The organism is Bacillus sp. ISL-51 (assembly GCF_018613535.1).
Classification (GTDB): Bacteria; Bacillota; Bacilli; order Bacillales; family Bacillaceae; genus Bacillus.
This window is the reverse complement of record NZ_JAGGQB010000007.1, coordinates 109,789-122,841: the sequence shown is the minus strand read 5'-3', so window position 1 is coordinate 122,841 and position 13,053 is coordinate 109,789. Positions and strand designations below refer to the sequence as shown.

11 protein-coding genes are annotated in these 13,053 nt (G+C 44.6%); 5 read left to right on the top strand and 6 right to left on the bottom strand.

Going from position 1 to position 13,053, the window contains the following annotated elements:
- Window positions 1–88: 88 nt before the first annotated feature.
- Window positions 89–1,300: an MFS transporter gene (locus J7E26_RS12210; protein WP_214804219.1), complete on the bottom strand. Its 1,212-nt coding sequence runs from the start codon at window positions 1,298–1,300 to the stop codon at window positions 89–91.
- A 270-nt stretch (window positions 1,301–1,570) separates the two neighbouring features.
- Between J7E26_RS12210 and J7E26_RS12205 the strand changes: the two genes are divergently transcribed.
- The 5 genes from J7E26_RS12205 to J7E26_RS12185 all read left to right on the top strand — a co-directional run bounded on the left by J7E26_RS12205 (window position 1,571) and on the right by J7E26_RS12185 (window position 7,576).
- Entirely contained in the window at window positions 1,571–2,839 is a 1,269-nt protein-coding gene (locus tag J7E26_RS12205) for an aspartate aminotransferase family protein (RefSeq protein WP_214804218.1), read from the top strand.
- Window positions 2,836–3,786: an inositol monophosphatase family protein gene (locus tag J7E26_RS12200; RefSeq protein ID WP_214804217.1), complete on the top strand. Its 951-nt coding sequence runs from the start codon at window positions 2,836–2,838 to the stop codon at window positions 3,784–3,786. The genes J7E26_RS12205 and J7E26_RS12200 overlap by 4 nt, the downstream gene beginning before the upstream one ends.
- Window positions 3,761–4,807 (top strand): zinc-dependent alcohol dehydrogenase, encoded by a 1,047-nt coding sequence (locus tag J7E26_RS12195; protein WP_214804216.1) that lies wholly within the window; start codon window positions 3,761–3,763, stop codon window positions 4,805–4,807. Before J7E26_RS12200 ends, J7E26_RS12195 begins: the two co-directional genes overlap by 26 nt.
- Before the next feature lie 243 nt (window positions 4,808–5,050).
- Window positions 5,051–6,484: a SulP family inorganic anion transporter gene (locus J7E26_RS12190; protein WP_214804215.1), complete on the top strand. Its 1,434-nt coding sequence runs from the start codon at window positions 5,051–5,053 to the stop codon at window positions 6,482–6,484.
- 150 nt (window positions 6,485–6,634) lie between these two features.
- Window positions 6,635–7,576: a bile acid:sodium symporter family protein gene (locus J7E26_RS12185; RefSeq protein WP_214804224.1), complete on the top strand. Its 942-nt coding sequence runs from the start codon at window positions 6,635–6,637 to the stop codon at window positions 7,574–7,576.
- Here J7E26_RS12185 and J7E26_RS12180 read toward each other — a convergent pair.
- From J7E26_RS12180 to btr, 5 genes are all read right to left on the bottom strand, one after another.
- Window positions 7,565–8,320 (bottom strand): alpha/beta hydrolase, encoded by a 756-nt coding sequence (locus J7E26_RS12180; protein WP_214804214.1) that lies wholly within the window; start codon window positions 8,318–8,320, stop codon window positions 7,565–7,567. The genes J7E26_RS12185 and J7E26_RS12180 overlap by 12 nt on opposite strands.
- On the bottom strand, window positions 8,317–9,327 hold the full coding sequence (gene feuC / locus J7E26_RS12175) for a FecCD family ABC transporter permease (protein ID WP_214804223.1): 1,011 nt from the start codon (window positions 9,325–9,327) through the stop codon (window positions 8,317–8,319). The genes J7E26_RS12180 and feuC overlap by 4 nt, the downstream gene beginning before the upstream one ends.
- Window position 9,328: 1 nt before the next feature.
- Window positions 9,329–10,336, bottom strand: coding sequence for a FecCD family ABC transporter permease (locus tag J7E26_RS12170; RefSeq protein WP_214813395.1), 1,008 nt, complete (start codon window positions 10,334–10,336; stop codon window positions 9,329–9,331).
- 20 nt (window positions 10,337–10,356) lie between these two features.
- Window positions 10,357–11,313, bottom strand: coding sequence for an iron-hydroxamate ABC transporter substrate-binding protein (locus tag J7E26_RS12165; RefSeq protein WP_214813392.1), 957 nt, complete (start codon window positions 11,311–11,313; stop codon window positions 10,357–10,359).
- Between the two features lie 87 nt (window positions 11,314–11,400).
- Complete coding sequence (gene btr / locus J7E26_RS12160) at window positions 11,401–12,993, bottom strand: bacillibactin transport transcriptional regulator Btr (RefSeq protein ID WP_214813390.1); 1,593 nt, start codon at window positions 12,991–12,993, stop codon at window positions 11,401–11,403.
- Window positions 12,994–13,053: the final 60 nt, after the last annotated feature.

Here is a 13,053-nt window from a genome sequence, read left to right as displayed (position 1 = left end):
CTCAGAATGAGCTGGGTTTTTTCTTTTAGAAAAGATTCCTAACGTGTAAAAGCTAATGCCTCTTGAAGAGAGCATTAGCTTTTTATGTTCATATAGACTTTGCTTTGCTGCTATGATTTCTTAGGCTGTTTGATTTCATTGTCTCGAGCATTCTTAAACCGAACACAATCAGGAGCATGATCAGCATCAATGCTGTGAACAGCCAGAAAGCTGTTTGTGCCGGATATTCATCTAAGCTCCAGCCGACAGCAATCGGAAGAATTGATCCTCCCAGTCCATTGGAAGCAAGCAGGATGCTGGTGGTTTGTTCTGTTTTTCCGGGGTAAAAGTGATTGGTGATGATTAATGCGATTGCGAACATACCAGCCATGAACAGACCTAAGAAGAAACAAAGAGCAAAACCGAGCCAAACGGTTTTACTTAACGACAATACGGCAAGTGCGGCCAGACCGCCAATGCTTATGAGACGGAGAAACCTGTGATAGGTTAATTTTTCTGATACCGGACCTGTTAGTAACCGTCCGATGATCATGCCGGTCCAATAAATTGTTACCGTTATCGTTGCCAAAGAGTTGGGGATATCCCATTTCTCAGCGAAGATTGAGGGGATAAAATGCACGATCGATACTTCGCTGCCTCCGTAGAAGAAGAAGTAAGCGGCCGCCATCGAAATAAACAGCAATCCATGAGCCCGGTAGCCTGGGCTTTCTTTTTTATCGGTGCCGGGAGAGTCTTCTTTACGTATGAGCAATTGATCAATACTGCCGAAGCTCATTTGTTTCCAAGCAACCAAAAGCGCCAAACTGCTTAATCCTAATATCGAAAATGCTAATGTCCACATGTGGCTGTTGATAAGAAAGCCTGACAGCAGCGGCATAAACAGCGCGCCCAGTCCGTAGGCAACCTCCATCTTGCTCATGGCCACGGCTTGTCTTTCTTTAATAGCGGTGAGAATGATGGTGCCTACACAGGATTCTACTAAGCCTGCGCCCAGCCCTGCTATGCTCACAAGAAGAAAGAGTAAAGGCCAAGGGGGGAGAAAGGATATAAATATTTCACAGCTGATCAGCGCCAAGCCAAAGATAACGACGTTTTTACGCCCCAGCTTTTTCACCATGTAAGGCATTCCGAGGACACCGATTAGGAAACCCATGAACTGAGAGAACACTAATACTCCGCCATTACTGTAACTCTGTGAATAATGTGTGAGTAACTCAGGCAGTACAGCTCCAAGAATAACGAGTGTAAAAGCAATTGATCCATAAGAAAAACAGCCAATCCACAGCAGACGAGTTTTCATCATTTTATCTCCTTATTGGTAAAATAATATTTCCCTCTACTAGTTATGACATGATGTGAATAGTATTTTTAGCGAATATGATAGAAGTGACGATAGATTTTTTTACATTAAACCCAATTATTGTTACTATATCACATAACTTTTCCCCGCATACCCCTAATGATAACGTTAACAAATTGTTAACATATTTTACAAAAAGCACGTTGACATTAATTTCAATAATTTATACGATAAAAAGCGAATTTCTAATAATTTAATAGGGGTGGTAGTGTGGGAACGAAGGAAATCACGAATCCAGACAGCTTGTATTACAGTGTTGATGATGTAGTAATGGAGCGAGGAGAAGGGATTTACCTGTACGATCAAGAGGGAAATGAATATATTGATTGTGCTTCCGCTACATTTAACTTGAATTTAGGTTATGGAAACAAAGAAGTCATTGATACTGTTAAAGATCAGGTAGATAAGCTGATTCATGTCACATCTTCCTTTCAAACAGACGCAGTTAACAAACTGGCTGAAAAACTTGTAGAAATCACCCCTGATAATCTCACAAAAGTACACCCTAAAGTCAGCAGCGGTTCCGGCGCGAATGAAGGAGCTATTAAAATGGCTCAGTACTATTCCGGAAAAACTGATGTTATCTCCCTATTTAGAAGCCACCTCGGACAAACTTACATGACGTCTGCTTTATCCGGTAATTCATTTCGAAAAGAACCGTTCCCGCCTCAAATTTCTTTTGGTCTGCAAGTTCCCGACCCGTATTGCAATCGCTGTTTTTATAATCAAAAGCCAGACACATGCGGCATGCTGTGCGTAGAAAGAATTAATGATTTTATTGAGTATGCGAGCAATGGAAAAATTGCCGCTATGATTGTTGAACCGATCTCCGGAAACGGAGGAAATGTCGTTCCGCCTAAGGAATATTTTAAACAGCTGAGAAAGCTTTGCGATGAGCATGATATCGCTCTGATCTTTGATGAAATTCAAACTGGTTTCGGCCGGACTGGAAAGATGTTTGCTGCCGATCACTTTGATGTAAAACCTAATATGATGACTGTGGCAAAAGGGCTGGGAGGAACGGGCTTCCAAGTCGCCGCCACTTTGACGGAAGAAAAGTATACAGGACTGCCTGGTTACACTCATTCCTTTACTTACGGTTCGAATGTGATGGCATCAGCTGCTGCATGTAAAACCATTGACATTATGCAGCGCCCCGGCTTTTTAGAGAATGTGACGACTGTCGGAAACTATATTATGGATCGCTTAGAAACGATGAAAGAGGATTTTGCTTTTATTTCTGATGTAAGAGGCGTCGGCCTGATGATTGGCGTTGAGATTGTAAAAGAAAACAATGAGCCGGATGTAGAGCTGACCAATTATATCGCGAAACGGGGGATGGATCACGGGTTAATTCTCCGGACGTCCCGATACGGGTTCGGAAATGTATTTAAAATCCGTCCGCCTTTAACCATTACACTTAGTGAGGCTGAGGTGCTCTGCTACAGACTCCGCAAGCTATTGGAGGAAATCAAGTGAGGGACTATATTATTGAACTTGGGAAATTCGTTTATCAAAAGGTGAAAAATCAAAAAGGCACGCTGAAAAATCGGTTGGTTAACGGGTACTCTCCGGGAGGCGACGCACAGTTTAACATTGATGCCGCCGCCGAGGATGCGGTTCTCGACTATATTCAGAAGCAGGAATACCCGATCGCTTTTTACACAGAGGATGGCGGGCTGAAGCTGTTTGGAGAAAATCCGCAGTATATTTTGATTGTAGATCCTATAGACGGAACGCGGCCGGCTGCTGCGGGGCTTGAAATGTCATGTATTTCAATTGCATTGGCTTCGTATAAGCAGGACGCAAAAATAAAGGATATTGAATTTGCTTTTTTGCTTGAGCTTAAATCCGGCGCTTATATGTACGGTGATATTTATAGTGACGCTATCCAATTTGAAGGTTATCAAGGAGAATTACCGAATTTGAGCGGGGTGCAAGACATAAAAAATATGTTCTGGAGCCTTGAATTTAACGGACATCCGGCGCATCTCATGACTGATGCATACGGACACTTGATTGACCAATCTGCCAATAATGGAGGCGTCTTTGTTTTCAATAGCGCTTCTTATTCGATCTCCAGAATTATCACAGGGCAGATGGATGCTTATGTTGATATCGGCAACCGCCTGCTCAAAGATGACCCGAAACTGCTGTCTGATTTTCAGCAGGTCGGGAACGGACAGGTTTTGCACTTATTCCCTTATGATATCGCTGCCAGCGTATTTTTGGCGAAAAAGGCGGGCGTGGTCATTACTGATGCTTATGGCCAGTCTTTGGACAATACGCTTCTCACCGATTTAAGTTATCAAAATCAGCAATCATGTATTGCGGCATCTACGAAGGAGCTTCATCAAAAGCTGTTAGACCAAATCCGCTGGGGCAGAAAGGAAGAGAGATATGAAGGCGTTGGTCTGGACTCCTAACGATAAACTCGAATATCAAGAGGTGGACGAGCCTCAGATTCGGAAATCCAATGATGTCAAAGTGAAAATTTTCGGCACTGGCATCTGCGGTACTGATTTGAATGTTTTAAAAGGAAAAATGAATGCGGCCCATCATATGATTATGGGGCATGAATCAGTCGGATCAGTCGTGGAAGTCGGTCAAGATGTCACAAATGTACAAGTCGGAGACCGCGTTGTGATTGATCCTACGCAATTTTGCGGTAAATGTTATTATTGCCGAAAAGGGCTGACCTGTTATTGTGAAACCTTTGAGGATTGGCAGCTGGGGCTAGGCGCGCATGGAACGTTTGCGGAATATTATGTGGGGGAAGACCGATTCATGTATAAAATTCCGGATTCAATGGAATGGGAGCGGGCCACATTGGTTGAACCTCTTTCTTGCGTGCTGAATGTGGTGGACAAGGCCTCAATCCAGCCGGAGGATTCCGTATTGGTATTGGGATCAGGCCCAATCGGCCTGCTCGTACAGATGATGGTGAAAAAACTGGCAAGGCTGACGGTTGCTACGGAAATCGGCAGCTTTCGGAGTGAGGCGGCCAGCCGTATATCCGATTATGTCTATCACCCTGAAGCCTTGACTGTCGAGGAAGTAAAGCGGATTAACCAAGGAAGAAAATTTGATGTCATTTTTGACGCAATCGGGAATCAGCTTGATTGGGCTTATCCTTTAATAGAAAAAGGCGGAAGACTTGTCCCTATGGGCTTTGATGATACGTATGAGATGAAGGTCAGGCCGTATCAGCTGCTCTCCAACGGTGTGACGATTGTCGGAACGGGTGAAGCGCGGCAGATTATGGAGGCTGCGTTATCATGTGCCTCCGATCTTCCTCAGCTCTATGATTTGATCACTGAAAAGGTAGAGTTGGAAAATTTTGAACAAGCCATAGAGAACTTGATGGGCATTGATCCGGTTACAAAAGAAAGAACCGATATCAGCGCAATTAAGACCATTCTTGTGTCTGATCCGGAGCTATTATAAAAGCAGATCATCAAAACGGCTCATTTCACCCCTCGATTTGTGCCGTTTTTCTTTTGACCTTGCACATTTCTTTAAGATTTAATATGATACTCTTTGTATAACTATTCCTTTCCTCAAACACATTATACTCTGAGCGTTTCTTCCGATTCCCCGTAAGTATTCTTCTTTGTTCCGTCCGATGAAAATCAATGCTTCCAACTGATATGGTGCGGATTTTTTATATGTAAAAGGAGTCGTTATAATTTGAATGGTTTTACGTTAAAACAGCAGTGGTTTGGGAATGTCCGTAAAGATATTCTGGCCGGTATTTTGGTTGCTTTGGCTTTAATTCCCGAAGCGATCGGTTTTTCGATTATTGCGGGAGTCGATCCTATGATTGGCCTCTATGCATCATTTTGTATCGCTATTATTATTTCTATCTTCGGCGGCAGACCGGGAATGATTTCAGCCGCAACAGGATCTATGGCGGTTGTGATGGTGACATTGGCGGCAGATCACGGGCTGCAGTATTTATTTGCCGCAACGATTTTGACAGGTGTTATTCAATTTATTTTAGGTGTCAGTAAGATTGCAAGGTTAATGAAGTTTATTCCGCGTTCCGTCATGATCGGATTTGTGAATGCATTGGCGATTTTAATTTTTTCTGCGCAGCTTCCGCAGTTTACCGGAGCTTCATGGATGATGTACGTCATGCTTGCCGGATCACTTGCCATCATCTATCTTTTGCCGAAGCTTACGACAGCTGTTCCGTCTCCGCTGGTGGCTATTATTGTCATGACGGTTATTGCGGTTTTCTTTCATGCGGATGTTCGGACTGTCGGCGATATGGGCGGCATTACGAGTTCACTTCCGCATTTCTTGATTCCGGATGTTCCGTGGACGTTTGAGACATTGCGGATTATTTTCCCGTATTCCTTTGCGCTTGCATTAGTCGGCTTGCTTGAGTCATTGCTGACGGCTCAAATTATTGATGAAATGACTGATACAGACAGTGACAAAAACAAAGAAAGCCGCGGACAAGGGATCGCCAATATCGTGACCGGATTTTTCGGCGGAATGGCCGGGTGTGCGATGATCGGACAGTCTGTCATCAATACGAAAGCCGGCGGCCGCGGGCGGTTATCAGCTTTTGTCGCTGGAGCGTTTTTGATGTTTTTAATTGCCGTCTTAAGCGGTATCGTCGTGAAAATTCCGATGGCGGCACTGGTGGCTGTGATGGTTATGGTGTCAATCGGCACGTTTGATTGGTCATCTATTAAAGGTTTGCGGAAAGCCCCGCTGACTGATTCGATTGTTATGGTGATTACCGTCGTTACAGTCGTCCTTACAAATGATTTATCAAAAGGCGTTTTTGCCGGCGTGTTATTAAGCGCAGTCTTTTTTACGGCTAAAATATCAAAGCTGACGATTGTGTCACAATCCGAGCATAAAAGCGTCAGAACATATAAGGTAACGGGGCAAATCTTTTTTGCTTCTGTGACTGAGCTGACAAATGCGATCGTGTATCATGACGATGTCGAGCGGATTGTCATTGATTTAACCGATGCCCATGTCTGGGACGATTCCGGAGCAGCCGCTCTTGAAAAAATTGTCGCCAAATGTAAAGAACAAGGAATTGAAGCAGAATTAAAGGGTTTAAATCAGAAAAGCCAAGATATAATGAAACAAATGGCATAGAATTTGTGAAGTCCGGATGAATATATCCGGGCTTTTTTTCGGTTAAATTTGCCGGATTGCATTGTTATAATGGATGAGACTTGAAAACCGTATATAGGAGACTTGCATATGATGTTGCTTCAGAAGATGAATCAAGTGTTGGGGAGGATTATGCCGCTTTTAACTCCCTCAAGTGTAGCGGCAGGTGTGCTGTTATCGCAGCACATCAGCTGGATGGGCGGGGCTGTGCCGTGGATTTTCGCGTTTATTACGTTTACGGGCAGCTTGAGCGCCAATTTCCAATCGCTGAAACGCAGTATTGAGCAGCCGCTCCCTATGATTATGGCTTTATTTGTTTTGCATATCTTCATGCCGGTTTTTGCATGGGGAAGCGGCCATCTGATATTCAGCGGCGATCCTTTAACCACGACGGGGCTTATTATGGGCGTGGTGATTCCAACCGGAATTACGAGTTTGATTTGGGCTGCGATGTATAAGGGGAATGTCGGATTAACGCTTTCCATTATTCTTGTTGATACCGTGCTTTCTCCTTTTATCGTTCCGTTAAGCCTTTCTGTATTGGCCGGGGCAAATGTCCAAATGGATGTGTGGGGAATGATGAAAGGGCTGGTGGAGATGGTGGTAATCCCTTCTATTTTGGGTATGCTTGTCAACCAGTTTTCTTCGCCGGCCAGGACGCAAGCGGTAAGCCGGACGCTGTCTCCCTTTTCTAAAATCTGTCTGATGATTGTCATTGCGATTAACAGTTCAGAAATCGCGCCGTATGTAAAGCATGTGGATGCAAGATTCGCTGGCATCGCGGCAATGGTATTTTTTATCGCGATGACGGGCTATGCGGTTGCTTGGCTGATCGGAAGGCTGATGAAGCGGAGCCAGGATGAAATCGTATCGCTGATTTATACGGGAGGTATGCGTAATATCAGCGCGGGAGCCGTTCTTGCCGTTTCTTTTTTTCCATCACAAGTGGCGGTTCCGGTCGTCATCGGGATGCTTTTTCAGCAAATTCTTGCCGCTTTATTCGGCTTTTTGCTGAAACGATTTGAATTGAAGCCGGTCGTCATTAAGTATGAAAAAAACCGCTCAGCCACGTGAGCGGTTTTTTCCGTATAGCCAGTTTAAGGCTGAATCGAATTGCTTGATAAAAGCTTCTTGATGGTGCACGGCATCTTTTTCGATAGTGAACGAGAGCTGAGATGAGGAAAAGCCTTTGTTTTTAAGGCTTTCATGAACATCTATGTTCCGCTTGACCATCTTGTTTTGGATGTTGTTTTTATGTTCTGCTTCGCGGGTGCCGACAGACATATAAATACGCTGCTGTTTTGGCTGCAAAGATGCGGAGCGGACGTAGCCTGCCGATTTTTCATACCAGAAGGAACCGGAAATACAGCCGATTCTGCCGAATACGTCAGGTTTTTGTAAAAAGGCGTACATGGAAAACAGTCCGCCTAACGAAGCGCCGATTAAACCTCTTGTACTGGGGTTTTTGGATATGTTCCAGTTCTCTTCAACCTTTGGGATGAGATGATGTATCAAATCATATAGATAAAGCTCCCCTTTGCCGCCGAAGCCTTGGTAATCGGGGCTGAGGGATGGCGCAGGCCATGGTGTGTACTCATCTAGTCTATTATCCGGCTCAATCCCTGCAAAGATGAGTTCGGGCAGTTTTCCTTGTGCAAATTGTGTTTCGAGAAAATCAATCTGCTCTAAAAACAAAGAACCCCCATCCAGTACGTATACACAAGGGAAAGCCTCCGTATGAGCCGAATAGGAAGGCGGGAGATACACTGTGCATTTATTACTTCCATTTATATGCTGTTCCGTGAGCGTGCCTCTCATGCGTTCATCCCCTTCTTTTGCTTAAACAGCAGATAGAAGAAATAAGGAACGCCCAGGATGGCGAGAATAATACCTGCGGGAACCTCTGACGGCTGGAAGAACAGTTTACCCGCAAAGTCGGCGGATATGACGAGAAGCATGCCGATCAAGCCGCTGACGGGTAATGAATATCGGTGCTCAATACCGGCAAGCCTGCGGGAAATATGAGGCGCGATCAGTCCGACAAATCCCATGCTGCCTGCTGCGGAAACGCACGCGCTGATAAGGGCGATGCAGGCAACCAGTAGAATCGTTTTTTCTCTATTCGTTGAAACACCGAGGCTTTTTACTGTGTCTTCGTCAAAACGGATGGTATCCAGCAATGAAGATTTTGTGATCAGTAAAGGAATGAATACAATCAGCCACGGCAGAATCGCCGTAATTGTCATCCAGTTTGCCGACCAGATGCTGCCGTTTTTCCAGACCATCGCCATCTCATAATCTTGCGGGTCCATTTTTAACGATAAAAATAAAGACAGCGCGCTGAATCCGGAATTCATGGCGATCCCGACGAGAATGATTCTCCCGGATTCCAGATGGCCTCTGTGCCAAGCGAAAATATAAATGAAAACTGCCGCCATCAGTCCGCCGATGAGACCGAAAAAAGGCATACCCATCGCGGATGCCAGTGCTGTCGCTTCGGATTGTCCCTGAAACAGCAGCATAAATGCAACAATGCCCGCTCCGGCTCCTGCGTTAATACCCAGTATGCCCGGATCTGCAAGTCCGTTTTTGGTGACGGCTTGGATGACGGCTCCGGCTATTCCCAATCCGAGTCCGACGGCGGCGGCCATAACGATGCGGGGCAGCCTCAGCTGAAACAGCAAAATTTCATATTGCGGATTAGGATGTATATGAAAGAGCGTACTGAGCAGTTCTCCCGGCTTTGCGGAAAAGGAACCGCTTGTCATGCTGACATAGCTTACAAGCAGAATCAAAGCGATCAGGATCATATAGATTCCGGCCATTTTACGAACCACGCTGATCCCCTCCTTTTCTTTTAATCAGATAAAGAAAGAAAGGAACGCCGACGATGGATGTGACGACTTCGATCGGTGTCTCAAACGGATAATTAATAAATCGGCTGGCAAGATCGCAAAGTGTCAGGAAAACCCCGCCGATGATGCAGGAACAAGGAATCAGCCGGCTGTAATCCGACCCGACAAGAAATCGTGTGATGTGCGGGACGACCAATCCGACAAAGGCTATTTTTCCGGCAAGCGCCACAGAGCTTCCGGTTAATATCACAACGGCTGCCATAGCGATGAGTTTGATGGTCCTTTTCTGCTGTCCCAGACTTTTTGAAATGTCGTCTCCTAATGATACAGCGGTGACTTTTTTGCTTAGAATCATTGCAACGATGATTCCTATTGCAAAAAACGGGATGGCCAGTTTCAAAAAATCAGGGTTCATTTGATGGAGTCTTGCGCTGTACCAGAAACTGAGATCCTGCGAGATTTGAAAATAGATAGAAAGCGCAGCCGATAGACTGCTGAGAAGCATACTTGTCACCGTGCCGATGATTGCAAGCTGCACCGGGGTAAAGCCGCCGGGAAGAATGGAGGCCAGCCCGAAAACCAGGGCGGCGCCAAATGCAGAGCCGATGAACGAGTATATGATCAATTCAATGGATGTTGATTGAGGGAGCAAAACCATGCAAAGCGTAATGATGAAAGCGGAACCGTCCGATACACCCATAATCGAAGGCGACGCTAAATAGTTCCGTGTGATTCCCTGCATGAGCGCTCCGGAAACAGCAAGGGCCGCGCCGATAAACATAGCGCCGGCCGCCCTTGGGGTTCTTGAATGCCATATGATCTGATGATCGGTATTTTCCGGATTAAAATGAAGCAATGCGGAAAATACAGTATGAGCGTCAAGCTGCTTTGCGCCATATAAAACGGAAAGCAGCAATGACAGAACAATGGCAAACGGAGCAGCGATTAAAATCATGTGTGTCCGCCGTTTTGAATACATGTGAAAAACCTACTCTTTTATTAGTCTTGAGTCAATTTATCAGCCGCGACTTTTAAGAAGCGGATTTTACTCCAAGCCGTTCCGCCTTGGGCTAAAGGATCAATCGTATTGACGTATACATGGTCTTCTTTGACCGCCTTCAGGCTTTTCCAGATCGGGTTTTTCTCTAAGTCTTTTAAAGCATCCGGCTTATCTGCGTTCTCATCATCTGAAAATTGTACAAAGATATGGTCGGGATTCATTTCGCTTAATTTTTCCAGAGAAATGAGTTCCTGCGCTTTTGCCGCTTTTACTTCGGCAGGCGCCTTCAGGCCTAAATCACCGTATAGCGTAGAGTTGAAATATACTTGTTCCGGATAAATATAGATATTGCCTTGTCTGATTCTGATGACAAGCGCGTTTGATTTTTTCGCTTTGTTATTGATTTTTGTTTTTGTCTGTTTCAGATCCTGCTCATAATCTGCAATGATCTGTTTCGCTTTTTTCTCTTTACCCGTGAGCTGGGCGAGCAGCATCATATTGTCTTTCCAGTTTGATGAGATATGAGAGACAGGGATGGTCTCAGCAGTGCTGCTCAATTTTTTTAACGTTTTTTCCGGGAACTTTGTTGATGCCAGAATGACATCAGGCTGGAGCTCGAGAATTTTCTCCATATTCGGCTGCATCTTTTCTCCTGTGGATACGGATTTGTCTGTGATGTCTTTAAATAAATCAGGGAATTTGCCTGAGAATGAAATGGCTCCTGCCGGATGGACGTCAAGCAATTTGGCGTCTTCCATTGATTCCACACTGCCTGTAATGGCGAGTTTATCGGTTGGCGCTTTCACCTCATATGTTTTTCCGAGGTACTCAATTTTCTTTCTATCTGAAGAAGCGCTCTTTCCTTTACTTGCTGTATCAGATGTCTCTGAGCTGCCGCAAGCCCCGGCCGTGAAAGCTAAAAGCAGAATCATGAAAGCAAATGCGAATTTTTTCATCTATTGTTCCTCCTGTTCAATTGATAACTATTATCAATTGGAATTATAGAGAATGAACAGGCAGAAGACCATGGACAATTTCCGGTATTACCATGGACGATCTTCGGAAAAAATGGAAATGGTTTGCTGAATGATCCGCTGATGGCCGCTTGGAGAATATTCACCCCATGGATCTGATGAAACGGGAAACACCCGTTTATCGCGGACGGCTCTAAGGTTCTGCCATTCCGCGGTCTGCTGAATGCGCTGAAAATAGTCAAGCGTCTCCGGTTCTTTACAGATAAAGAGCATGAGACAGTCAGCTTGGCAATCTGTCAGCATGTTGAATGAAATCTTTTGGTCTGCGGCAAATTCCGGTTTTGCAGAATGGAAGGCCAGATCTCCGAAAAAGACATCTTGAATGCTTTTGTTATGCACAAGATAAAAATCTTCCTTATAAAGGCGGATAAATAAGAAACAATGCTTTTGCAGGTTCACCAGAGATTCCTTCGCAGAATGTACCAGGTTTTGATACATCTCCAGCCAATGCTGTGCTTCCTTCTCCTCGTTTAAGTATGCAGCTGTAAGCAGAAATTGCGTTCTCCAATTTTCTTGTGACGGAAGATAAAAAACGTCGGTTATTTTATGTAAACGATTTTTTTCTTCCTTACTGACCGAATCCATACTTAAAATGACGTCGGGGGCCGCTTGAGACAGCATTTGCAGATTCTCTTCCCAGTTCGCATTTGAACGGTAAGCGCTGAGATGAATTGGAATATCGGGAGCAAATTGTTTGTAATAATAGGCTGTCCATTTCGGGTGAAGCGCCGCCGCGTAAGGAATATGATGGAGCGGAATCAGATGCCCTATCATTTCTTTCCCGTATGCCGCCATCTTTGTGCGCCTTTTTTTCATATAGCTTGTAGGTGAGCTGCCGGTGTGCTTTTTGAAGATGCGGCTGAAATAAAATTCGTCCTGGTAGCCGGTTTGATGAGCGATTTCTCTTAATTTGCAGTTTGCTTTGGCCATCAGTTTTTTTGCATTTGTTATGCGGATGTCTGTTATGTATTCTGTCACGCTTTTCCCATATAGCTTTTTAAAGGTTTCACTGTAATGTTTAGCACTGATTCCGGCCATTTGGGCAAGCTGAGTGAGTGTTATTTTCGTGTCGGATTGTGCCTTTATAAATTGCTTTGTCTGTTCGATCGCTGTTTTTGTATTGTATTGATGGCATACATTTGCCGAATAGAGGTCGTACATAAGCTGCTGAAAATCAGCTGTATATTTCATTTTCATAAGCGTGTCAGACGATTGGGCATTTTCAGCCAGTGACTGAAGCCGGCTTGTCAGATTTTCAACCGTTTGTATATTCATTTGCTGCAGACCGTGAAAGATGTCTTCGCCAATCCGGGGAAGCATGGCTCTGTCGTCTTTTGAATAAGAGAAGGCGCGGAGCCTGACAATGTACAGATGGATAGAGCTTGACGGCGCCGGTTCGATACTGAATGTCTCTTCAGAAGGACAGATGTAGAGCGTTTCTTTCTGCAGAGGGAAGCTGTCTGTTCCAATATCAATACGCCCTTTGCCTTTTAGATGAAAGATCAGTACCGGAGAATCGGTAAGCTGATGTTCTGACAGGAGTTCTGCGGTTTTTTTAATGGAGACAAAGTCAATTGGCTGAAAGAACAATGCGTTTTGCATAAGAGACCACCTTTTTAGGAAACATTCATTCAAATGATAATAATTATCAATTAAATTGTA